20 protein-coding genes are annotated in these 21,804 nt (G+C 63.1%); 8 read left to right on the top strand and 12 right to left on the bottom strand.

Annotated features, from left to right (window positions below; all coding sequences use genetic code 11):
- Positions 1–411 precede the first annotated feature (411 nt).
- The 10 genes from merA to B3H47_RS01055 form a co-directional block, all read right to left on the bottom strand.
- On the bottom strand, positions 412–2,082 hold the full coding sequence (gene merA, locus B3H47_RS01100; RefSeq protein WP_286985474.1) for a mercury(II) reductase: 1,671 nt from the start codon (positions 2,080–2,082) through the stop codon (positions 412–414).
- Between the two features lie 93 nt (positions 2,083–2,175).
- Positions 2,176–2,454 carry a mercury resistance system periplasmic binding protein MerP gene (merP, locus tag B3H47_RS01095; protein ID WP_276708648.1) on the bottom strand — a complete coding sequence of 93 codons (279 nt, stop codon included), beginning with the start codon at positions 2,452–2,454 and terminating at the stop codon, positions 2,176–2,178.
- 16 nt (positions 2,455–2,470) lie between these two features.
- A complete protein-coding gene (merT, locus tag B3H47_RS01090) occupies positions 2,471–2,836 on the bottom strand; it encodes a mercuric ion transporter MerT (RefSeq protein ID WP_013123235.1) in 366 nt (121 codons plus the stop codon).
- A gap of 139 nt (positions 2,837–2,975) precedes the next feature.
- Complete coding sequence (gene merR, locus B3H47_RS01085) at positions 2,976–3,395, bottom strand: Hg(II)-responsive transcriptional regulator (RefSeq protein WP_286985473.1); 420 nt, start codon at positions 3,393–3,395, stop codon at positions 2,976–2,978.
- Positions 3,396–3,617: 222 nt separating this feature from the next.
- On the bottom strand, positions 3,618–4,610 hold the full coding sequence (locus tag B3H47_RS01080) for an NADPH:quinone oxidoreductase family protein (protein ID WP_286985472.1): 993 nt from the start codon (positions 4,608–4,610) through the stop codon (positions 3,618–3,620).
- Positions 4,607–5,491, bottom strand: coding sequence for an SDR family NAD(P)-dependent oxidoreductase (locus B3H47_RS01075; RefSeq protein WP_286985471.1), 885 nt, complete (start codon positions 5,489–5,491; stop codon positions 4,607–4,609). Before B3H47_RS01075 ends, B3H47_RS01080 begins: the two co-directional genes overlap by 4 nt.
- A 38-nt stretch (positions 5,492–5,529) precedes the next feature.
- Positions 5,530–6,648, bottom strand: coding sequence for a Zn-dependent alcohol dehydrogenase (locus tag B3H47_RS01070; protein ID WP_286985470.1), 1,119 nt, complete (start codon positions 6,646–6,648; stop codon positions 5,530–5,532).
- A 19-nt stretch (positions 6,649–6,667) separates the two neighbouring features.
- Entirely contained in the window at positions 6,668–7,792 is a 1,125-nt protein-coding gene (locus B3H47_RS01065; protein ID WP_286985469.1) for an acyl-CoA dehydrogenase family protein, read from the bottom strand.
- An 11-nt stretch (positions 7,793–7,803) separates the two neighbouring features.
- Positions 7,804–8,988, bottom strand: a complete 1,185-nt coding sequence (locus B3H47_RS01060; RefSeq protein ID WP_286985468.1) for an acyl-CoA dehydrogenase family protein — start codon at positions 8,986–8,988, stop codon at positions 7,804–7,806.
- A 116-nt stretch (positions 8,989–9,104) separates the two neighbouring features.
- The gene (locus tag B3H47_RS01055; protein ID WP_286985467.1) at positions 9,105–9,245 is read right to left on the bottom strand and encodes a hypothetical protein; all 141 of its coding nucleotides are present in this window, start codon (positions 9,243–9,245) and stop codon (positions 9,105–9,107) included.
- A gap of 347 nt (positions 9,246–9,592) precedes the next feature.
- Between B3H47_RS01055 and B3H47_RS01050 the strand changes: the two genes are divergently transcribed.
- Complete coding sequence (locus B3H47_RS01050) at positions 9,593–10,417, top strand: IclR family transcriptional regulator (protein WP_286985466.1); 825 nt, start codon at positions 9,593–9,595, stop codon at positions 10,415–10,417.
- Between the two features lie 27 nt (positions 10,418–10,444).
- Here B3H47_RS01050 and B3H47_RS01045 read toward each other — a convergent pair whose 3' ends face one another.
- Together B3H47_RS01045 and B3H47_RS01040 are read right to left on the bottom strand one after the other, a co-directional pair.
- Positions 10,445–11,335: an alpha/beta fold hydrolase gene (locus B3H47_RS01045; protein WP_286985464.1), complete on the bottom strand. Its 891-nt coding sequence runs from the start codon at positions 11,333–11,335 to the stop codon at positions 10,445–10,447.
- 40 nt (positions 11,336–11,375) lie between these two features.
- Positions 11,376–12,104 carry a 2-phosphosulfolactate phosphatase gene (locus tag B3H47_RS01040; RefSeq protein ID WP_286985463.1) on the bottom strand — a complete coding sequence of 243 codons (729 nt, stop codon included), beginning with the start codon at positions 12,102–12,104 and terminating at the stop codon, positions 11,376–11,378.
- 165 nt (positions 12,105–12,269) lie between these two features.
- Here B3H47_RS01040 and B3H47_RS01035 point away from each other — a divergent pair, with 165 nt between their 5' ends.
- The 7 genes from B3H47_RS01035 (at position 12,270) to B3H47_RS01005 (ending at position 21,768) form a co-directional block, all read left to right on the top strand.
- Positions 12,270–14,363 (top strand): 3-hydroxyacyl-CoA dehydrogenase NAD-binding domain-containing protein, encoded by a 2,094-nt coding sequence (locus B3H47_RS01035; RefSeq protein WP_286985461.1) that lies wholly within the window; start codon positions 12,270–12,272, stop codon positions 14,361–14,363.
- Positions 14,364–14,453: 90 nt separating this feature from the next.
- On the top strand, positions 14,454–15,635 hold the full coding sequence (locus B3H47_RS01030; protein WP_286985460.1) for an acetyl-CoA C-acyltransferase: 1,182 nt from the start codon (positions 14,454–14,456) through the stop codon (positions 15,633–15,635).
- A 27-nt stretch (positions 15,636–15,662) separates the two neighbouring features.
- Positions 15,663–17,492, top strand: a complete 1,830-nt coding sequence (locus tag B3H47_RS01025; RefSeq protein WP_286985459.1) for an acyl-CoA dehydrogenase — start codon at positions 15,663–15,665, stop codon at positions 17,490–17,492.
- A gap of 47 nt (positions 17,493–17,539) precedes the next feature.
- Positions 17,540–18,319, top strand: coding sequence for an SDR family oxidoreductase (locus B3H47_RS01020; RefSeq protein WP_286985458.1), 780 nt, complete (start codon positions 17,540–17,542; stop codon positions 18,317–18,319).
- A 56-nt stretch (positions 18,320–18,375) separates the two neighbouring features.
- Positions 18,376–19,377, top strand: a complete 1,002-nt coding sequence (locus B3H47_RS01015; RefSeq protein ID WP_286985457.1) for an NADP-dependent oxidoreductase — start codon at positions 18,376–18,378, stop codon at positions 19,375–19,377.
- Positions 19,378–19,427: 50 nt separating this feature from the next.
- The gene (locus B3H47_RS01010) at positions 19,428–20,486 is read left to right on the top strand and encodes a phosphotransferase (RefSeq protein WP_286730147.1); all 1,059 of its coding nucleotides are present in this window, start codon (positions 19,428–19,430) and stop codon (positions 20,484–20,486) included.
- 40 nt (positions 20,487–20,526) lie between these two features.
- Positions 20,527–21,768 carry an acyl-CoA dehydrogenase family protein gene (locus B3H47_RS01005; RefSeq protein ID WP_276728420.1) on the top strand — a complete coding sequence of 414 codons (1,242 nt, stop codon included), beginning with the start codon at positions 20,527–20,529 and terminating at the stop codon, positions 21,766–21,768.
- The last annotated feature ends 36 nt before the right edge of the window (positions 21,769–21,804 follow it).

Below are 21,804 nucleotides of genomic sequence, written 5' to 3'. Positions count from 1 at the left end.
ATTTGATGCGCGCAGGCATTGCCGACCACGATGCCGCCACAGTCACCCACAAGGTCGCATCAGTTCATCTCAGCGATTCGACCACATCCCAGTGCAGGCGGCGATCCTGCAAGGAATTGAGGGCGGCCTGGAACACCGCCCGGATTCCGGTGACCTTCCGCAGACCACGCCAAATGGGTGGCGTTCGGCGCTCCGCGGCAAACTCAAGTCCACAAACTCAAGTCCAAAGAGCGCGCGAAGCTGGTCGATGAGTCGCAAGGGCAACGGCTGGGATCATGCGCCGACCGAGAGCCCGTGGGTCAGCCCAATGAAGTACGAAGCAAACTGGCACGCGGGCCAGTCAAAACAAGCCGCGTAACCAGGTGGCTATGGACTATGTCGAACAGGGGCAAGGTCTCTGCTTCGATCGGCTCACCCCGCGCAGCATGACAGTTGTGTCACATCCTTGGTGAAGGTCTGGGCGGCCAGCTTCAGTCCTTCGACCATGGTCAGGTAGGGGAAGAGTTGGTCGGCCAGTTGCTGCACCGTCATGCGGTTGCGAATGGCGAGCGCGGCCGTCTGGATGAGTTCGCCTGCCTCGGCGGCCACCGCCTGGACGCCGAGCAGGCGTCCGGAGCCAGCTTCGGCGACCAGCTTGATGAAACCGCGCGTATCGAAGTTGGCCAGGGCGCGAGGGACGTTGTCCAGGCTCAGCGTGCGGCTGTCGGTCTGGATGCCTTGTCGCTGCGCCTGCGCCTCGGTCAGCCCCACCGTGGCCACTTGCGGATCGGTGAACACCACGGCCGGCATGGCCGAGAGGTCGAGCGTCGCCTCGCCACCGGTCATGTTGACGGCGGCACGCGTGCCCCCGGCTGCGGCCACATAGACGAATTGCGGCTGATCGGTGCAGTCCCCAGCGGCGTAGATGTGCGGCACATTGGTGCGTAAATGCTCATCGACCACGATGGCGCCGTGCGCATCGCACTGCACGCCTGCAGCGTGCAGATCGAGCGCCGCGGTGTTGGGCGCGCGGCCCGTGGCCACCAGCAGGCGCTCGGCGCGGATCTCGCCTTGGTTCGTGCTCAGCGCGAAGCAGCCGTCGGCGTAGGCTGCCGCGCTGACTTGGGCGTGAGTCAGCACGGTGAGGCCCTCTTCGCGCAGTGCGGCGGTCAACGCCTCGCCGATGGCCGGATCGTCGCGCGACAGCAGGGTGTTGCGCGCGACCAGGGTGACCTGGCTGCCCAGGCGGGAGTAGGCCTGGGCCAGCTCCAGCGCGACGACAGAAGAGCCGATGACCGCCAGGCGCGGCGGAATCGTATCGGCCTCCAGCGCCTCGGTCGACGTCCAGTACGGCGTGCCCTTCAGTCCCGCAATCGGAGGAATGGACGGACTGGCGCCGGTAGCGATGAGGCAGCGATCGAAGCTCACCTGGCGTGAGCTGCCGTCGTGCAGGGTCACGGCCAGCGTCCGGGCGTCTTGGAACCGGGCGGTGCCGTGCAGGGTGGCGATGGCGGGCTGACCCTCGAGGATGCTTTCATATTTGGCGTGGCGCAGCTCATCCACGCGCGCCTGCTGCTGCGCGAGCAGTTTGTCGCGCAGGATGGTGGGGGAGGTGGGTGGGATGCCCGCGTCGAACGGGCTGCTGCGGCGCAACTGGGCGATGTGCGCAGCGCGGATCATGATCTTGGACGGCACACAGCCGACGTTGACGCAGGTGCCGCCGATCACCCCGCGTTCGATCAGCGTGACGCGCGCGCCGCTGTCGGCCGCCTTGATCGCCGCCGCCATGGCCGCGCCGCCGCTGCCGATGACGGCGATGCGCAGATCGCTGGCGTCACCGCGGGCAGGATGGGTAGAACGGGCCGAGTCGGTCGAACCGTACGATGGTGTCGGCGCACGATCCGCCTGCTTTGCCGCGTAGCCCGCCTTGGCCACGGCCGCAGCCATCGCCTCGAACGAGATGCTGTCATCGGCCACGACTTCGGCCGTCCCCAGCGGGTACGACACCTGCGCGGACTTCACGCCCGGCAGGCTCTCCAGGGTGCTTTTGACGTGGGTGGCGCAGGCGTTGCAGGTCATACCGCTGATGCTCAGGATTTCCATGGGCTTCTCTTCGAGTTGGAGGGGGCCGGTTCAGATCGGCCGGTCGCGTGCGCTGCGGCCATAGCAAAGCGCGATCGGCTCATCATGGTCGGTTTATTGCACGACCGTCGAGGGATAGCCCGCATCGGTGGTGGCTTTGATCAGGGTCTTGACGTTGGTCTTGGTATTGTCGAAGGTGACCACGGCGTCTTTTTTCATCTCATCCACGCTGACTTTTTCCACGCCGGGAACGGCGGTCAGCGCCTTGTGCACGGTGATCGGGCAGACCCCGCAGGTCATGCCCGGCACGGCGAGGGTCACGGTCTGCTCGGCAGCCCAGGCAGGGGCACTGAAAACGCAGGCGGCGGCAATAGCAGTCAGGAGCTTGTTCATGAGGATTCCTTTCGATTCAATAAAACAGGGGAGCGACATAGGGAAACGACAGCGCCACGACGATCAGCGCGGCGACGATCCAGAACAGCAGCCGGTAGGTGGCGTTGACTTGGGGAATGGCGCAGACCTCGCCCGGTTTGCAGGCTGCAGGCGCTCTGAACAGGCGGCGCCAGGCGAAGAACAGGGCGATGAGAGCCGCGCCGATGAAAATCGGCCGATACGGTTCAAGCAGGGTGAGGTTGCCGATCCACGCGCCGCTGATGCCCAGCGACAGCAGGATCAGCGGGCCCAGGCAACAGGTCGAGGCCAGGATGGCCGCGAGCCCGCCGGCGAACAGCGCGCCGCGCCCTGTGGGCGCGTGTGGTGGTCTGGATTGCGACATGCCGAAACTCCATGGAGTGGACGATGTCGGCACTGTAGAGCCGTACCAAAGTACAGAGTCAAGCCGCATCGCGCCTTGGTTGACAAGGCGGCATGGCCTTTGCCGTTCAGCCGACGCACGGCCGCTGGAACCTGGCTGGTCAGGGAGCGTGAACCTCGCCGTGGAGCGCGTCGATCAGGGGGCAGGACATGGAGCCATCGCTGCAGGCGCAGGCGCGAATCATCTCGGCCAGCGCCACCTCGATGCGCCTGAGGTTGTCGAGCTTGGTGCGCACATCGCGGAGCTTGCGCTCACCGAGCTCACGCGCCTGGTCGCAGTGCATGCCGTCATCGAGCTGCAGCAAACCGGCAATCTCGTCGAGGCTGAAGCCCAGACCTTGGGCCGATTTGATGAAACGCAGGCGGGCAACGTCACCGGGCCCGTAATGACGGAAGTTTCCCTGGGTTCGCTCGGGTTCACCCAGCAAGCCCTTGCGCTGGTAGAACCGGATGGTTTCGACGTTGACGCCGACCGCCTTGGCGACGGCGCCGATGGTCAAACCATTTGAATTAAGTTGCATCGTCTTGGCTCCGATTCGGGGCGGCAAATTGCTGCGCGACGGGACGAGCTGCCGATCGGCGCCAACAGCTCCGATTTAAATGGCAGGCATTGATCTTCATGCTTTCTAAGTGCGATCGTTGCGACTGGAGAGCTGCGCCCCTATGGCTGCATTATTCTCAAAAAGGGGTGTGGCTCTGAGGGGCGAATGAAACCTAACCTCACATGCCGAACGGCTGTTGATTCAGACCCTGGATTCGGCCATGATGCGCACCACGATCTTGCCCTTGGCCTCGCGTTGGCTGAGCCGCAGAAGGGCTTGTGTGGCGTGCTCCAAACCCAGCTGTTCCGTGATTTCCGGGCGCACACTCCCAGCCACAAACCACTGCAGCAATTGCCGCACGTTGGCGGCATGCTGCCTGGGGTTGCGCTGCAAGGCCTCGCCCCAGTACACGCCGAGAATCTGACGCTCCTTCAGTAGCGCCAGATTCAGAGGGATGCGGGGAATGTCGCCCGCAGCGAAACCCACCACTAGGTAGCGGCCACGCCAAGCCGTGGCGCGCAGCGCGGCTTCGGCGTAAACGCCACCCACAGGATCCAGCACCACGTCTGCGCCTTTGCCGTCTGTCAGTTCCATCAGGCGTTGGCGCAGGTCCTCGCTGGCATAGTCCAGCAGCGTGTCAGCGCCATGCTGCTGCGCCAATTCCAGCTTGGCCTTGCTCGAAGCAGCGGCGATCACCCGCGCGCCCATGGCCTTGGCAATGTCAACTGCGGCCAACCCCACGCCGCCACCCGCACCCAGCACGGCCAAGGTCTCGCCGGGTTGCAACTGTGCGACATCTTTAAGCGCATGGATGCAGGTGCCGTAAGTCAGCATGAACGCCGCGCCCTGCTCGAACGACATGCCGGACGGCAAAGGCATGATGCGCTGCGCATCCACTGCGCAGCGCTCGGCCAGGCCGCCGTGACCGGCGAAGGCGATGACGGCATCGCCAGGTTTGTAGGCCGTCACGTCTGCGCCCACCTGGAGGATGATTCCGGAGAACTCGGCGCCGGGTGAAAAAGGCAGGGCAGGCTTGGCTTGGTAAAGGCCCTGGACGATGAGCGCATCAGGGAAGTTCAGTGCGCAGGCACGCACTGCAACCACCACCTCGCCAGCTGCCGGCACTGGATCAGGGGCATCTTGCAGCCGCAAGGTATCAATCGGGCCATAGGCTGTGCAGAGCAAGGCTTTCATCGTGACGCCTCCGCTGCCTTGCTTGGCGTGGACGCGGCAGGCGGGGTGAGTGGCGTGGGGTTGCGGCCCAGCACCATATCCTGAGCGCGCAACTCCACCGCCTGCAGAATTTTGCGGTGCGGCACGATGTAGAACTGGCCTTGCTCTATGGCCGCGAAGGTGATGCCCGCAATGTCGTCAGGCGTGAGCTTGCCGGACTGCACCGCTTGGGCCATGCGCTGGGCATAGGCGGCCGATTGCGGCGTCAACTCGGGTTCGGTGCCGAAACGCGGCTGGCGGTGGCGCGCACTCTGGTTGATGCCGGTGGGTACCCAGGCCGGACAAAGCACCGAAACACCGACTTGCGATGCCTGCTCGGCAAGCTCCGCATACAAGGTTTCCGACAAAGTGACAACGCCATGTTTACTCACGTTGTAGGCCGCCATGCCGGGACTGGACACCAAGCCTGCTGCAGAGGCGGTGTTCACCACATGGCTGGGCTCGCTTTGCCGTTGCATGCGCGGCACGAATTGGCGAATGCCGTGAACCACGCTCATCAGGTTGACCCCCAGCACCCATTCCCAGTCAGCGGTGCTGTGCTCGGTGGTCAAGCGACTGTAGCCCACGCCAGCGTTGTTGAACAGCAGGTGCACAGCGCCGAAGCGGGCAAAACTGGCATCGGCCAGGGCTGACACATCGGCCTCGCGGCTGACGTCGGCGGTATGCAGCAGCAGGCGCTCGGGCGGCAGGTCGAGGCTCGCTGCAGCGTGGTGCAAGCGTTCGGTGTCGAGGTCGGTCAGCACCAGCTTCATATTGCGCCTGGCCGCCTGCCGCGCCAGGGCGAGACCAATACCACCGGCGGCCCCGGTAATGACAGCAATGTTGTCTTGGTAGATTTGCATGGTGGTTTTGTGAGTGGGTTTCAGGAGCAGCCTGACGTTCAGTCGGGGTCGAACACGATGACGCCACGGGCGTTGTGCCCGGCTTGCAAGTCGGCGAAGGCTTGCGCGGCTTGTTCGATGGTGTAGCGCTGGGTGATGAGTTCGTCGAGCTTCAGCCGTCCGCTGCGGTAGAGCGCAATCAGCCGCGGAAAGTCCTGGCGCGGTCGCGCCGAGCCATACATGCTGCCGGTGAGGGTTTTTTCCTCAAAGGTCAGGCTGGCGGTGCGCACGCTGGTGGTGTCGGCCTGCGCCGCCACACCGACCACCACGGCAGTTCCGCCTTTGCGCAAGCTGGCGTAGGTTTGTGCGACAAGCACGCCCGAACCGACACACTCGAAGGCGTAGTCCACGCCGCCGCCTGTGAGCTTCTTGATGGTCTTGACCACATTCGAATCGGTGCTGGCGTCGATGGTGTGCGTGGCGCCGAACAGGCGGGCGAATTCAAGCTTGTGCGCCATGGTGTCCACGGCGATGATGCTTGCGGCTCCTGCGATGGAACTGCCTTGAATGGCGCTCAAACCCACACCACCGCAGCCAAACACGACCACGCTGGAGCCGGCCTCCACCCGCGCGGTGTTGAAGGCCGCGCCCACGCCAGTCATCACGCCACATGCAATCAAACAGGCTGGTTCCAGCGGCATGGCGGCGTCGATTTTCACCACGTTGTCAACATGCAGTGTGGCGAATTCAGCCATCACGCCGCAACCTGAGAACACCGAAAGCGGCTGGTTGTCCGTGTCGAAGCTGCGTACGCTGCCATCGGGCAGCGTGGTCAAGGTTCTGGCAGCCTGATCACATAATTGCGGCCGACCGGTCTGGCAATAGCGGCAGTGGCCACACATGCTGACGAAGGAAGTCACCACGGAATCGCCAACGGCAAGCTCGGTCACGCCTTCGCCGATCTCGACGACGACGCCTGCGCCCTCGTGCCCCAGCACCAAAGGCGGTGGCATGGGAATGGTGCCATTCGTCGCCGATAGGTCGCTGTGGCATACCCCACAAGCGGCTAGGCGGATGGTGACTTCGTTGCGGCGCGGCGGGTCGACGTGGATGGTCTCAACTTCAAACGGCCGATCCGGTCCACGGCAGACAACGGCGCGGGCATTGCGTACGGGCATGGCTGGACTCCAGAGTGCGTCAGGCTGCGCGCAGGCTGTTAGCGTAGCGCTGCAAATGGCTGTCGCTATCGTGCAGCCAGAGTTCGATGACGGTGAGTCGCTTGAACCAATGGCTCACCTGCATCTCGTCGGTCATGCCCATGCCGCCGTGCAATTGCACGGCCTGTTGCGACACATAGCTGCAAGCCTGGCCGACACGGGCTTTGGCGGCCGCCAGAAGTCGGGTGCGGTGCACGGCGTCGCCCTGTGTGCAGACATCGGCGGCAAGCAAGGCCATGGATCGTGCCTGCTCAAGCTCCATCCACATGCGCACGGCGCGGTGTTGCAGCACCTGAAAGCGGCCTATGGGCTGGCCGAATTGTTGGCGTGTGTTGAGGTAAGTCACGGTGGCGTCCAGCGTGGCTTGAAGGATGCCGACGGCCTCGGCGCACAGTGCGGCGAGCCAGACATCGTGCATGGCGCCGTATAGCGCAGCGCCCTGGCCGGGCCGGTCTATCCGGGCTGCAGCAGGCAGGCGCACGCCGTCGAACGCCACGTTGGCGGCACGCTGGCCATCGAGCAGGGGATAGGCGCGGAGATGCACGCCGCTGCTGCCTGGCTCCACTGCGAACCAAGCCATTTGTCCATCACCAGCTGTTGCCGAGACCAGCAGCACATCGGCAAACTGCGCCTGCAGCACCAAACTCTTTGCGCCGTGCAGCAGCCAGCCATCGCCGTCGTGTCGCGCCTGGGTTTGCGGTTGCTCGGTGGCGAAGCCTTGCTCGGCCTCGAAGTGCGCAGGCGTGGCAATCGCTCGGCCTTCAGCCATGCGCGGCAACCAGGCACGCGCTGCTGCCGTTTCGCTGCACCCGCTCAGCAGATGCGTGGCCAGGAGGCTGCTTGCGACCACGGGCTCCAGGGGCAGCGCAGGCGCCAGGGTCTGCAGCGCATGCAGGCCGTCCTGCACACTTGCGCCCAGGCCGCCGAAGGTCTCGGGCACCAGCAGCGCGGTTATGCCAAGCTCGGCCAGCAGGGCCCAGGACTGCGGACTGAAACCCGCGCCAGCCGCAAGCGCGCGGCGCTGTTCGAAGCTGTAGTCGCGCTGCATGAAGCGCTCCAGGGCGTCAGCCAGTTGGCTTTGTTGTTCCGTTGCGTGCCACTGCATGGTGCGCCTCCTCACAGGCCCAGCGCACGCGCCAGGATGCCGTTTTGAATTTCGTTGCTGCCACCAAAGATGGAAAGCTTGCGCCAATTGGCGTATTGCGCGGCCAGCCTGCCACTCTCGTCCTCGTCTTTGTTCCCGGAATCCGGCGTTTGGAATTCGAAGGACAGGGCGCGATGACCCGCGGCGTGCATCAGCAGCTCAGCCACACGCTGTTGCAACTCACTGCCCAGCACCTTGAGCATCGAGCTTTCCGGTCCGGGTGGGCCTTCGCGTTGCAGCATGCGCAGTTGCGTAATTTCCAGCGCCAACAGGTCGATCTCCAGTTGGGCAATGCGTGACGCGAACAGCGGATCATCCTGCAGCGTTCTCCCTGGCTTCGATTCAAGCGCGACCAGATCTTTCAGCCGCGACAGTTCCCGCTTGGCGATGCCGACTCCGGCAATATTGCTGCGCTCATGCCCCAGCAGATATTTGGCAATGGTCCAACCCTGGTTTTCATCGCCGACACGGTTGGCCACGGGCACGCGCACGGCGTCGAGCCAGACTTCGTTCACCTCGTGCTCACCGTCCAGAGTGATGATGGGACGCACGCTGACGCCGGGCGAACGCAAGTCGATCAGCAGGAAGGAAATACCCTGCTGTGGCTTGGCTGCCGTGTCGGTGCGTACCAGACAGAACATCCAGTCTGCATATTGCCCAAGCGTGGTCCAGGTCTTCTGGCCGGTAACGATATAGTCGTCACCATCACGCACCGCGCGGGTTTTGAGCGATGCCAGATCCGAGCCAGCGCCTGGTTCGGAATAGCCCTGACACCACCACACATCTCCACTGACAATGCCAGGTAGCAGCGTCTTGCGCTGCGTCTCCGTACCAAAACGCATCAGTACAGGGGCCAGCATCTTGAGGCCGAATGGCAGTTGTCGCGGCGCTCCGGCCCGGGCACATTCCTCATCGAAAATGGCTTGCTGCACGGCGTTCCACGATGTGCCGCCATACTGCAATGGCCAGTTGGGCGCGCCCCATCCATGGGCGTGGAGGATGCGTTGCCAGAGTACAAAATCGTCTTTGTTCAAACGTAAGCCATGCAGAACCTTGTGGCGTAGCGATGCGGGCAGTTTGTCATGAAGGAATGCACGAACTTCAGCGCGAAACGGTGCGTATTCCGGAGTGAAATCGGGTTCGAAATCCATGTTCATCTGGCGTACCTGTTTAGGTCGTAAATGCCTGAATGCCGGTCTGCGCGCACCATCGGATTAGTGCGTGCGTGCATCTCTTCTTGTGTGCGAGTTTGCAGGCCGTCAGGATCGGAGCCTTATTCAATCTCCGACAGGCCGAAAGAGCCGACTTTTGCCTTGCTGTAAGTTGGCGGTAGCGAGGAATCCGGCAATCCCATGTCGTCAAAGGCGTGGAACAGCCCAGGGTCGGTGGTTTCATGGCGGACGGCCTGCAACATCTTGGGGCAAGTTCTCGTGCACAAAACTCGGGCGCGGCACCATGCACAGCACGCTTGTCGACCGAGATTTGCAGATCCAGGTGCAAGGAATCGTCCCCATGAAAATGGCGGGCTGACCATAAAAAAGTATGAAAATTTGATGAAAGTCGAATCAATGTAAAAACCGCCGTGCGGAACAATGTTCCATGAAATATGATGCCGATTGTTCGACTTGCCTTCCGGCGTGTCAAGGCTGGAGTCAGTTCATCACGATGCACTCGACGATGCTTCGTGCGCGATGACTCTCATCACCAGACACCGCTCGGCGTGGCAACGACCATCGAGACAGCACAACACCCACACAGCTCATGAACGCGCGCCGCATCAACACCGAGTCAATCCAGGCAGCAGCCCCTGCCGACACCGTACCCAAGGACCAGCGGCAGTTCGTCACTGCCTTAGCGCGCGGCCTGGAGGTGCTGTCGAGCTTTCGCTCACGCGACAAGGCGCTGGGCAATCTGGATATCGCCCAGCGCTGCAAGCTGCCCAAGTCCACGGTTTCGCGCCTGACCTATACGCTCACGCGATTGGGCTACTTGACGCAAGACGCAGACAGCGGCAAGTACCGACTCGGGGCCGCGACGCTATCGCTGGGCAGCACGGTACTGGCACGCATGGACATTCGCCAAATCGCCAGGCCTCTGATGCAGGAACTGGCCGATGCATCCAAGGGCATGGTGTCGCTGGGAACCCGCGACCGGCTCTCGCTGATTTACGTGGAAAACTGCCGCAGCGTTTCGGCGCTGACCCTGAGTCTGGACGTGGGCTCGCGTATCCCTATTGCCACCACGGCCATGGGGCGCGCTTACCTTGCCGTGGCTGGCGAGCGTGAGCGTGCGGCCATTTTCGACGACCTCGCTGCGCTTGATGAGTTGGCGTGGCCGACGCTCAAGCGCGGTATCGACAGGGCGCTGAGCGACTATCGCAACCTCGGTGTGGCCTGCTCGTTCGGCGACTGGCAGCCAGACGTGAACGCCATTGCCGTGGGTTTTGACCCCGGCAATGGCATGCCGCTAATGGCAATGAATTGCGGTGGCCCGGCGTTCCAGTTGACACCCGATTTTCTGCTCAATGAGGTGCGCCCCAAACTCCTCGCCATAGTGCAGCATCTGGAAGGTTTGGCGACCCGCTAAGTCAGTTCGACCTGAGCAAGTAGCAGCTCAGGTTGCCGCCAGAAAACTGCGTATGGCGGCCTCAACCGCATCGGGTTCCTCATGCACCACCCAGTGCGAAGCACCCGGCACACGGTAAATATGCAAGTCGGGCACCACGGCTCCAAGATCTTCGAGTAGCACGGGCAGCAGCGCCTGATCTTGCTCACCCCAAATGTCGAGCGTGGGCATGGGCACGAGAAAATCCTCAGGGTCAAGCTTCAAGCCCGCTGCTCCAGCCTGCCCGGCAGTGGGCGGCACCAAGGGAGATGCGCGGTAATAGTTGAGCATCGCGTCCATTGCCCCGGGCCGATTCCAGGCCTGTTTGTAGAGCGCAATTTCGGTTTCATCCAGCGCTGATTTCCCCGTGATGGGATGGCGGAAGAGCGCGAGCAAGCGGGCGCAATCGTCTTGCAACAGGAATTCCGCAGCATCGGCTTCGCGAAAGCGCAGCATGTATTGGCTGGCAGCCTGTTGTTTTGGGTTGTGGGCAAGGGCGCGGGCGAAGGGAATGGGGTGAGGCGAGTTGATGATGACGAGCTTGGACAGACTCCTTGGCTCACGCGCTGCCAGACTCCAGGCTACGGCGCCGCCCCAGTCATGCGCCACTAGCACACATTGCTCATAGCCGAAGTGCCGCATCAGACCGAGAAAATCGTCCATCAGCGGTTGCACCCGGTAGGCGGCAATACCCTCGGGCTTGCCGGACAAGTTGTAGCCACGCAGGTCTGGTGCGAGACAAAAGTGATCCTGGCCAAAAGCGGCCAGCTGGGTTTGCCAGGCCGCCCAGCATTCGGGGAAGCCGTGCGCGAACATCAGCAGAGGTCGCCCAACTTTGCCGCTACTGGCGACGTGCAGCCGCTGGCCGTCAGACAGGATCACATCGTGGTGTTGCAACATGCAAGGCTTCTTGTGTTGATGGTCTAGGTCGAAAGGCTTCCTACGCAGGTACCCGCACCAGGCGACCGTTGTGCAGCCGTGCAACGCCTGAATCTGCATGCAATTGCGCGGCGTAGTCGACTTCGGCGTCGAGTCCGCGCGAGGTCATCAAGCGTCCCACGCGCGATGCGCGCAAGCAACGCAGCGCATCGCTGCCTTGCGTAAGTAACGCGGCAGCCAACGCTGCATCGGAATAGCTGCGAGCCCCAGGCGCTTGCTGCAAGCCATGCACGAGCAGGCCAGCCCCGTAGAAATCCTCCAGATTGAACTGCGCGCTCGAGCCTGCGCAGACCACCAGAACACTGCTGTGCGGGTGATCGCGCAGCACATGCTGAATGGTTACCTGGGCGTTGCGCAAGCTGGCGGCGTACACCTGCGCGGCGGCTTGCTGCGCTTTATGCAGTGCGACGGTGCCATTGGTGGTGCTGTAAATCAGGATGCGGTCTTGCAGGTCTTGGCGCAGCAAGGCCAGCGGGGTGGGGTGGACGAAGCCGGGCAGGGTTTCGGCATCGAGTTCGCCGCTTAGCACCGCGCGGGCGGGAGCAAGACTGGCGGCGATGCTGCGCGCATGCTCGGCGTCGAGCGCGGGGATGACCGCACTGGCGCCGGCTTGCAGTGCCGTGAGCGCCGAGGTGGTGGCAAACAGCACATCCAGCACGATGACTACGCGGCCTTCAAGACGTTGGTGATCAAGCTCTTCTTTGGTGAGTAAAACATGAATTTTTTGCATGGCGATGTCGGATGAACGGTAGCTTTACAACTCATTTGCATCAGGCTAGCATTGATCGGTATCAAAACAAAGTTCTGCTTAGCGGAACAATACGTGACGAGCGCCCACCGAGCTTCGTGTCCGAATCGAACCGCAAGGCGACAAGTTCACTTTCCAGGAGACAGAATGAGCAGCGTTCACACATCGCGCCTTGGCAGCATCGCGGTACTCACCCTCGATAACCCGCCCGTCAACGGCTTCGGCAGACAGCAGCGCCGCTTGTTGGTGGAGGCCATCGACGCTGCAATGGCCGATTCTGGCGTGATCGGCATCGTCGTCACCGGCGCCGGCGCTCTGTTTTCCGGCGGGGCGGACATTCGCGAGTTCGGCAGGCCGGAATCCATGGCGTCGCCGCATCTGCTCGACGTCATTGCCGTAGCCGAAGCCTGTACCAAGCCAGTGGTCGCTGCCATCAATGGCACCTGCATGGGTGGCGGGCTGGAATTCGCACTGGGTTGCCATGGCCGCGTGGCGCTGGCCTCGGCGCTGATCGCACTGCCGGAAGTCAAGCTCGGGTTGCTGCCCGGCGCCGGCGGTACGCAACGCCTGCCGCGCGCAGTGGGGCTGGAACATGCAATGAACATGATTGTTTCCGGCGAGGCTGTGCCCGCCAGGATGCTGGCTGCCACGGCCTTTTTCGATGCTGTGGTCGAAGACGATGTGGTGGGCGCTGCGGCTGCATTCGCACGTCATTTAGCCGAATCGACAAAACCCACGCCTCGCGTGCGCGACCTTGCCGTCAATCACGACAACGCCGAGGCTTTCATTCAGTTCACTCGCACCACAGTGGCCGCGCAATTTCCGCACGAACCGGCGCGGCTGCAATGCGTCGAGGCGGTGGCGGGTTCGCTCAAACCCTTTAACGAAGGCATGCTGCGGGAGCGCAGCTTGTTTGCCATGCTCATGGCCACGCCCGAATCGCAAGCGCTGCGCCATGCGTTTTTTGCCGAGCGCGCCGCTTCCAAGATTGGCGACGTGCCAGCCGACACGCCGACTCGTCCCATCGCCCGGGTGGGCGTGATCGGGGCGGGCACCATGGGCGGCGGTATAAGCATGAACTTTCTCAATGCCGGCATTCCAGTCACTCTGGTTGAGACCACGCAGGAGGCGCTGGATCGCGGTGTGGCCACCATCCACAAGAACTACGACAACTCGGCGAAGAAAGGCAAGCTCAAGCCTGAGCAAGTCGACAAGCGCATGGCCTTGCTGCGCCCCACGCTGGACTTTGCGCAACTGGCCGACTGCGACCTGGTGATCGAAGCCGTGTTCGAAACCATGGAGGTCAAGCGCGATGTATTTGAGCGCCTTGACGCCATCGCCAAGCCAGGTGCCATCCTCGCCTCCAACACCTCCACGTTGGACCTCGACGCCATCGCCGCTTGCACGAAGCGCCCGCAAGACGTCATCGGCATGCATTTTTTCAGCCCGGCCAATGTGATGAAGCTGCTCGAAGTCGTGCGCGGCAAGGCCACGGCCAAGGATGTGCTGGCCACCGTCATGAAGCTGGCCAAGACCATACGCAAGACGGCGGTGGTGTCTGGTGTGTGCGACGGCTTCATCGGCAACCGCATGATTGAGCATTACGGCCGCATGGCCAATTTTCTAGTGGAGGAGGGCGCCAGCCCGCAGCAAGTAGACCGGGCGCTGGAAGCCTGGGGCATGGCGATGGGGCCGTTCCGCATGGGCGACCTGGCCGGAAACGACATCGGCTGGGCCATACGCAAGCGGCGCTATGTGGAAAAACCCAACGTCATGTACTCGCGCCTGGCCGACCGCCTGTGCGAGCAAGGTCGCTATGGCCAGAAAACCGGTAAGGGCTGGTATCGCTACGAGGCCGGCAACCGTGCCGCGCTACCCGATCCCGAGGTGGATGCGCTGATTACGGCCTACCGTCAGGAGATCGGCGTGACGCCACGGAAAATCGACGATGCCGAAATCGTCGACCGCTGCCTTTATGCCCTGGTCAACGAAGGCGCGCGCCTGCTGGCCGAAGGCATCGCGCAACGCGCTTCCGACATCGACATGGTGTATCTCGCAGGCTATGGCTTTCCGGCCTGGCGTGGCGGGCCGATGGGCTATGCCGATCAGATCGGCCTCGCCATGGTGGTACGTCGCATGCGCCAGTTCGCAGCGCAACCCGGGGGCGATGCCGCGTTCTGGCAACCCGCGCCGCTGCTGGCTGAATTGGCCGAGCAGGGCAAGACATTCAGCGGCGCCTGAGCCCCGTATTGCGATGTTCACGCTGTCGTCAACCAACAGGCGCGGCACGATTCAACGCCTAGCTTGCAACCTCTTACACCGGAGTGTTCCATGACTGAAGCCGTCATTGTTTCCACTGCGCGCACGGCACTTGCCAAGTCGTGGCGTGGGTCGCTCAACCTCACGCACAGCGCCACCATGGGCGGCCATGTCGTTCAGGCGGCCGTGCAGCGCGCAGGCATCGATGCTGCCGAGGTAGAAGACTGCATCATCGGTTGTGCCTATCCGGAAGGCGCATCGGGCGGCAATGTCGCGCGGCAGATTGCCCTGCGCGCCGGCCTTCCGGTCACCACGGCCGGCGCCACCGTCAACCGCTTTTGCTCCTCCGGGCTGCAAGCCATTGCGATCGCAGCGCAGCGCGTCATCGTGGATCAGGTGCCGGTGATGGTGGCCGGTGGCGTGGAGTCGATTTCCTGCGTGCAGAACGATCGCGCCAATACGCACATGCTGCGCGAACCCTGGCTGCTGCAGCACAAGCCCGAGCTGTACTGGAGCATGCTGCAAACAGCGGAATGCGTGGCCAAGCGATACGGCATTTCGCGCCAGTTGCAGGACGAATACGGCGCCCGCAGCCAGCAGCGCGCAGCAGCGGCGCAGGCCGCAGGCAAGTTCCTCGATGAAATCGTGCCCATCACGGTACGCGCCGGTATGGCTGACAAGGCCACTGGCCAGCTTGTGACGCGGGAAGTCACGCTGAGCGCTGACGAAGGCATTCGCGCAGACACCACGCTGGAGGGCATATCCCGAATCCGTCCGGCCCTGCCGGGCGGGGTGATTGCCGCTGGTAACGCCAGCCAGTTTTCCGACGGCGCATCGGCCTGCGTGGTGATGAACGCCAAGTTGGCCGAGCAGCGCGGACTCCAGCCCTTGGGGGCTTTCCGCGGGTTTGCCGTTGCGGGTTGCGAGCCCGACGAAATGGGCATCGGCCCGGTGTTCGCCATTCCGCGCCTGCTGCAGCGCACCGGGCTGAAGATGAACGACATCGGCCTGTGGGAACTCAACGAGGCCTTCGCGGTGCAGGTGATTTATTGCCGCGACAAGCTCGGCATTCCCGACGAAAGGCTGAACGTCAACGGCGGCGCCATCGCGGTGGGACATCCGTACGGCGTAACCGGCGCGCGGCTGGTGGGTCATGCGCTGATCGAGGGCAAGCGCCGCGGAGCGAAATATGTGGTCGTCACCATGTGCATCGGTGGCGGTCAGGGCGCTGCGGGCTTGTTCGAGGTGCTCTGAGGCCCGTTTGCCTAAAGCCAATGCGCCATGCGCCAAACCATCGACTTCCTGCTACACGACTGGCTCGACGTGACCAGCCTGTGCACTAGGCCGCGCTACAAAGAGCACAACGCAGATACTTTTGCCCAGGTGCTCGACACCTGCGAGCGCATCGCCCGCGACAAATACGCGCCGTTTAACCGGCTGGTGGATACCGAGGAGCCACGGCAGAGCGGCGACCGCGTCATCCTGCCACAAGCCACGCACGCGGCTTGGCGCGCCTACGCCGACTCTGGCATGCTGGCCGCAGCGCAGGATGAGTCCATCGGCGGTATGCAACTGCCTTACACAGTGGAAGCCGCGGCCAATGCATTTTTCGCCAAGGCCTCGGTCGGCATCGGTGCGGGAATGCTCACCGTGGGCAACGCCAATTTGCTCATGGCACATGGCACGCCCAGGCAGCAGCAGGTCTTTGCCCATGCCGAGTTCGATGGTCGCTGGGCCGGGACGATGTGCCTGTCCGAACCGCAAGCGGGCTCCAGCCTGTCGGACATCGCCACCCGTGCCATGCCCGATGGCCCTGATTTCGAGGCCGACGTACTGGGTCCCCGTTACCGCCTGTTCGGCAGCAAGATGTGGATTTCCGCGGGTGAGCACGAACTCACCGACAACATCGTCCACCTCGCTCTGGCCAAGATTCCAGGCGCGGACGGCAAGCTGGTGCCCGGTGCGCGCGGCATCTCGCTGTTCATCGTGCCAAAAATGCTGGTCGACGCCAGTGGACAACTAACCGGCCACCGCAACGACATCACCCTGGCTGGGTTGAATCACAAATGTGGCTGGCGCGGCACGCCCAACACCCTGCTCAGTTTTGGTGATGGCCGGTATCCAGCGGGCGGTGCGCCGGGCGCCATCGGCTGGCGCGTCGGCGCTGCTGGCGAGGGCTTGCGTTGCATGTTCCACATGATGAACGAGGCGCGCATCGGTGTCGGGCTGTCTGCCGCCATGCTCGGTATGGCAGGCTATGAAGCAGCACTGGCCTACGCCCGCCAGCGCCCGCAAGGGCGCCCGGTAGGGCCGTCGGGCAAGGATCCGAGCCAACCACAGGTGTCCATCATCGAACATGCCGACGTGAAGCGCATGTTGCTTGCGCAAAAAGCCTATGCAGAAGGCGCAGTGGCGCTGGAGCTGTACTGTGCGCGGCTGGTGGACGAGCAGCGCACGGGCGGTGCAACCGCGGCGAGCGAAGCGGCATTACTGCTCGAAGTGCTCACGCCGATTGCCAAGAGCTGGCCGTCTGAATGGTGCCTGGAAGCCAACAGTCTGGCCATTCAGGTGCATGGCGGCTACGGCTACACGCGTGACTTTCCGGTGGAGCAATACTGGCGCGACAACCGGCTGAACATGATTCACGAGGGCACGCACGGCATCCAGGCGCTCGATCTTCTCGGTCGCAAGGTGGTGATGGATGGCGGCGCAGGTTTGGCCTTGCTGGCTGCGCGCGTGGGTGCCACCGCAACCCAGGCCGAGAACTCACCACCACTACAGCCGCATGGCGCTGCGCTGCATGCTGCGCTGGATGACTTGCTCGTAGCGACGCGCGCAGCATGGGAGGGCAACGACCCGGCTGCAACCCTGGCCAATGCCACGCCCTATCTACAAGCCTTCGGTCATGTCGTGCTGGCGTGGATTTGGCTGGACGTGGCGCTGGTTGCGCAAGCGGCCTTGCAAGAGTCGGATCGCCGCGATTTTTTGCAAGGCAAATTGCAGGCATGCCACTATTTTTACGCCTATGAACTGCCAAAAATTCAGGCGTGGCTGCAAGTCGCCGCCGAGCGCAATTCCATCTGCCGCCTGATGCAGGATGCCTGGTTTTAGAGCCGGTCCTAAGCCCTAGCCATCAACCCAACTGATCTGGAGCCACCATGACATCCACCACGCACCGACTATTCGATCTCAGCGGGCGCTGCGCCCTGATCACGGGCGGATCGCGAGGGCTGGGCCTGCAAATGGCGCAGGCCCTGGGGGAAATGGGGGCCAGGCTGGCACTCGTTGCTCGTAAAGCCAGTGAGTTGGAGCAGGCACAGAAACACTTGCGTGGGCTTGGAATTGACGCGCAGATCTTTCCTGCAGATTTATCGCAGCGCGAGGTCATCGCCCCGCTGGTGCAAAGCGTGCGTGCGGCGCTGGGTGGAATCGATATCCTGGTCAATAACGCCGGCGCGACCTGGGGCGCCCCGGCGGAGGACTACCCGGACGAAGCCTGGGACAAGGTCATGCGGCTGAACGTCGACGCGGTGTTCTTCTTGAGCCGCGAAATCGGCAAGCACTGCATGATTCCGGCGAGGCGAGGCAGCATCATCAACATCGCTTCCATCGCGGGGCTGCGCGGCAACCCGCCGCCCATGCGCACCATCGCCTACAACACCTCAAAGGGTGCGGTGGTGAACTTCACCCGCGCACTGGCGGCGGAATGGGGGCAGCACGGCATTCGCGTCAACGCGATTCTGCCCGGCTTCTTTCCGTCCAAAATGACTGCCGGCTTGCTTGATGCGATGCGCGACCAGGTGATAGAGAAGACTCCGCTGGCACGTCTCGGTGGCGAGCAGGACCTGATGGGCGCGGCGGTCTTTTTCGCCAGTGAAGCATCACGCCATATCACCGGCCAGTGCCTCGCGGTGGACGGCGGTTCGAGCGCGATCTGAACCGGGAGTTCGCCCGCCGCGGCCGCATCGCGCAACAACTTTTCAGGAGAACTGCCATGACCGATCAAAACCAACAAATACTGCTCGCCGGGCGCCCGGAGGGTTGGGTCGAAGCACTCCATTTCCGGCTTGAACAAGGACCCATTCCAGAGCCGGGCGAAGGCGAGGTCCTGGTGCGCAACCACTGGCTCTCGCTCGATCCGTATATGCGCGGCCGCATGTCGGACGCCAAGTCCTATGCCGAACCAGTGGCACTTGGTGCGGTGATGGTGGGCGGTACGGCGGGTGAAGTCGTGGTTTCACGCGACCCTCATTTCAAGCCGGGTGACAAAGTGGTCGGCATGCTGGGTTGGCAGTTGTATGGAGTGGCCCCGGGGCGCATGCTGCAAAAAGTTGACACCACGCACGTGCCGCTGGCCGCATACCTTGGCCCGGTGGGTATGCCAGGCGTCACGGCCTGGTACGGGCTGAACGCCATCTGCGAACCCAAAGCGGGCGAAACGGTGGTGGTGACAGCGGCTTCAGGCGCGGTGGGCAGCGTGGTGGGCCAACTTGCCAAAGCCAAGGGCTGCCGTGCGGTTGGCGTGGCCGGCGGTGCGGAGAAATGCCGCTATGTGGTGGAAGAACTGGGCTTCGACGCCTGTGTGGACTACAAGGCGGGCAAACTCAAAGACGACTTGAAAGCCGCCTTGCCCAGGGGTGTTGACTGCCTGTTTGAGAACGTGGGGGGCGAAATTTTCGACGCGCTGCTGGCGCGCACCAACGCCTTTGCTCGGATCGCCCTGTGCGGCATGATCGCCGACTACAACACAACCGACCCCTACTGCATGAAAAACGTGCGCACAGTGCTGATCAACCGCCTGAAGCTGCAAGGCTTCATCGTCTCGGAGCACATGGAGCAATGGCCAGTAGCGCTGCGTGAACTTGGCGGCATGGTAGCGGCGGGCAAACTGCACTACCGCGAAAGCATCGCCCACGGACTTGAAAATGCGCCCGAGGCCTTCATCGGCATGCTCAAGGGGCGCAATTTCGGCAAGCAACTGGTCAAGCTGGTCTGACTAATCCGGCTGATTCGACCGATTCGACCGATTCGACAATAGGACGCTCCATGCAAGCCGACACTCGCGACGTCGTTCCGGCACTGGCCTTTGACGAGGCGGCGCTGGCCGACTATCTGCGCAAGCACCTGCCGCAGGCAAAAGGGCCGTGGCAGGTGGCGCAGTTCAAAGGGGGCCAGTCCAACCCAACATATTTACTTACCGCAGTCGATGGGCAGCGTTATGTGCTGCGGCGCAAGCCACCGGGCAAGCTGCTGCCCTCGGCCCATGCGGTGGACCGCGAATTTCGCGTCATGCGGTCACTTGGCGAAAGCGACGTGCCAGTGCCGCAGATGCGTGTGCTTTGCATGGATGAGAGCGTCATCGGCACGTCGTTCTACATCATGGACTTCGTCGAAGGCCGGATTCTGTGGAATCCGCTGCTGCCCGGCATGCAGCGCGACGAGCGCACCGCGATTTTCGACGAGATGAATCGGGTCATCGCGGCGCTGCACCGCGTCGACTACGCCGCACTTGGCCTGGCCGACTATGGCAAGCCGGGCCAATACATCGCCCGACAGATATCGCGCTGGACGCAGCAATACCGCGCCAGCGAAACAGAGCCGATCGCTGCGATGGATCAGCTCATCGACTGGCTGCCGCAGCACATTCCGCAAGGGGAAGAGACAGCGATCGTGCATGGCGACTACCGGCTGGACAACGTTGTCTTCCACCCCACCGAGCCGCGTATTCTGGCGGTGCTCGACTGGGAGCTGTCGACCCTGGGCCACCCGCTGGCCGATTTTGCCTACCACTGCATGGCATGGCGGCTTGAGCCGGGGCAGTTTCGCGGCCTGGTCGGGGGCGATCTGAAGGCCCTCGGCATTCCAAGCGAGGCCGACTACGTTGCGCAGTATTGCAGGCGCACGGGCCGCGAGCCCGTCGCGGCGGGTGACTGGGAGTTCTACGCCGCCTTCAATCTGTTCCGCCTCGCCGCCATATTGCAAGGGGTCATGGCACGTGCATTGCAGGGCAATGCTTCCAGCGCGCAGGCGCTTGAGGCCGGTCGCCGCGCTCGTCCGCTAGCTGAAGCGGCCTGGGCGCAGGTCGAACGCGTCTTCGGGCATTGATCCTCTGCCGACTTCACCACCCAACCATCGAGGAATCCGAATGGACTTCAATCACAGCGAAAAAGTCCGCGCTCTGCAAGATCGCGTAAGCGCCTTCATGGATGCGCACATCTATCCCAATGAAGCGCGCTTCGCGGCTGAAGTCGAGGCTAACCGCAAGGCCGGAAACGCCTGGCAGCCCACGCGGGTGATCGAGGAGCTCAAGGCCGAGGCGCGCAAGGCCGGTTTGTGGAATTTGTTTCTGCCCGAATCCGAGCGTGGCGCCGGTTTGAGCAATTTGGAATACGCCCCATTGTGCGAAATCATGGGCCGCTCGCACATCGCCCCCGAGGCGTTCAACTGCTCGGCGCCCGATACAGGCAATATGGAAGTGCTGGAGCGCTACGGCACACCGCAGCAAAAGATGCAGTGGCTGGAGCCTTTGCTGCGCGGCGACATCCGCTCTGGCTTTGCCATGACCGAACCCGCTGTCGCCTCGAGCGATGCCACCAATATTCAGGCCAGTATCCGCCGCGAGGGCGAGCACTACGTCATCAACGGCCGCAAATGGTGGACGTCGGGTGCCAACGACCCGCGCTGCGAGGTTCTCATCTTCATGGGCAAGACCGATGCCGACAACCCGGACCGCTATCGGCAGCAATCGATGATTCTGGTGCCGATGGACACGCCCGGCGTGCAGGTGCTGCGTCATCTGCCGGTGTTCGGCTACGACGACGCACCGCATGGGCATGCCGAAATTACGTTCACCGATGTGCGCGTGCCCGCCGCCAATATGCTGCTGGGCGAGGGCAGGGGGTTCGAGATTGCGCAGGGGCGGCTTGGGCCAGGGCGCATCCATCACTGCATGCGCCTCATCGGCCTGGCGGAGCGGGCGCTGGAGTCCATGTGCCAACGCGCCGTCACCCGCACTGCCTTTGGTCGCCCAGTTGCCGATCAGGGCGTGACACGCGAGCGCATCGCCAACGCCCGCATTCTCATCGATCAGGCCCGGCTTCTGGTGTTCAACGCAGCGGACAAGATGGACCGCCAAGGCAACAAAGCCGCGCGCAAGGACATCGCCATGATCAAGGTGGTCGCCCCCAATATGGCCTGCCAGGTGATCGACTGGGCCATGCAGGTCCATGGCGGCGGGGGCGTGAGCGACGACTTCGGTCTGGCCTACGCCTATGCCAACGCCCGCACCTTGCGCTTTGCCGATGGCCCGGACGAGGTGCATCGTGACCAGATCGCGCGACTGGAACTGGAACGCTATCGGCCCAAGCGCGAATTGCCCACAAGGTGACGAGCGCCAGCAATCAGCGGCTTTAATAACAGGCGC

Origin of the sequence: Thiomonas sp. UBA7699 (assembly GCF_002482605.1) — a bacterium.
GTDB classification, from domain to species: Bacteria; Pseudomonadota; Gammaproteobacteria; order Burkholderiales; family Burkholderiaceae_C; genus Thiomonas; species Thiomonas arsenitoxydans.
Note: the sequence above shows the minus strand (reverse complement) of the source record. Positions and strands in the feature narration are given on the sequence as shown.

What these genes read in the sequence shown, in the direction of transcription:
- merA (WP_286985474.1), bottom strand. Translation starts at nt 2,082, where the DNA reads ATGGAAATCCTGAGCATCAGCGGTATGACCTGCAACGCCTGCGCCACC.
- merP (WP_276708648.1), bottom strand. Translation starts at nt 2,454, where the DNA reads ATGAACAAGCTCCTGACTGCTATTGCCGCCGCCTGCGTTTTCAGTGCC.
- merT (WP_013123235.1), bottom strand. Translation starts at nt 2,836, where the DNA reads ATGTCGCAATCCAGACCACCACACGCGCCCACAGGGCGCGGCGCGCTG.
- merR (WP_286985473.1), bottom strand. Translation starts at nt 3,395, where the DNA reads ATGCAACTTAATTCAAATGGTTTGACCATCGGCGCCGTCGCCAAGGCG.
- B3H47_RS01080 (WP_286985472.1), bottom strand. Translation starts at nt 4,610, where the DNA reads ATGAAAGCCTTGCTCTGCACAGCCTATGGCCCGATTGATACCTTGCGG.
- B3H47_RS01075 (WP_286985471.1), bottom strand. Translation starts at nt 5,491, where the DNA reads ATGCAAATCTACCAAGACAACATTGCTGTCATTACCGGGGCCGCCGGT.
- B3H47_RS01070 (WP_286985470.1), bottom strand. Translation starts at nt 6,648, where the DNA reads ATGCCCGTACGCAATGCCCGCGCCGTTGTCTGCCGTGGACCGGATCGG.
- B3H47_RS01065 (WP_286985469.1), bottom strand. Translation starts at nt 7,792, where the DNA reads ATGCAGTGGCACGCAACGGAACAACAAAGCCAACTGGCTGACGCCCTG.
- B3H47_RS01060 (WP_286985468.1), bottom strand. Translation starts at nt 8,988, where the DNA reads ATGAACATGGATTTCGAACCCGATTTCACTCCGGAATACGCACCGTTT.
- B3H47_RS01055 (WP_286985467.1), bottom strand. Translation starts at nt 9,245, where the DNA reads ATGTTGCAGGCCGTCCGCCATGAAACCACCGACCCTGGGCTGTTCCAC.
- B3H47_RS01050 (WP_286985466.1), top strand. Translation starts at nt 9,593, where the DNA reads ATGAACGCGCGCCGCATCAACACCGAGTCAATCCAGGCAGCAGCCCCT.
- B3H47_RS01045 (WP_286985464.1), bottom strand. Translation starts at nt 11,335, where the DNA reads ATGTTGCAACACCACGATGTGATCCTGTCTGACGGCCAGCGGCTGCAC.
- B3H47_RS01040 (WP_286985463.1), bottom strand. Translation starts at nt 12,104, where the DNA reads ATGCAAAAAATTCATGTTTTACTCACCAAAGAAGAGCTTGATCACCAA.
- B3H47_RS01035 (WP_286985461.1), top strand. Translation starts at nt 12,270, where the DNA reads ATGAGCAGCGTTCACACATCGCGCCTTGGCAGCATCGCGGTACTCACC.
- B3H47_RS01030 (WP_286985460.1), top strand. Translation starts at nt 14,454, where the DNA reads ATGACTGAAGCCGTCATTGTTTCCACTGCGCGCACGGCACTTGCCAAG.
- B3H47_RS01025 (WP_286985459.1), top strand. Translation starts at nt 15,663, where the DNA reads ATGCGCCAAACCATCGACTTCCTGCTACACGACTGGCTCGACGTGACC.
- B3H47_RS01020 (WP_286985458.1), top strand. Translation starts at nt 17,540, where the DNA reads ATGACATCCACCACGCACCGACTATTCGATCTCAGCGGGCGCTGCGCC.
- B3H47_RS01015 (WP_286985457.1), top strand. Translation starts at nt 18,376, where the DNA reads ATGACCGATCAAAACCAACAAATACTGCTCGCCGGGCGCCCGGAGGGT.
- B3H47_RS01010 (WP_286730147.1), top strand. Translation starts at nt 19,428, where the DNA reads ATGCAAGCCGACACTCGCGACGTCGTTCCGGCACTGGCCTTTGACGAG.
- B3H47_RS01005 (WP_276728420.1), top strand. Translation starts at nt 20,527, where the DNA reads ATGGACTTCAATCACAGCGAAAAAGTCCGCGCTCTGCAAGATCGCGTA.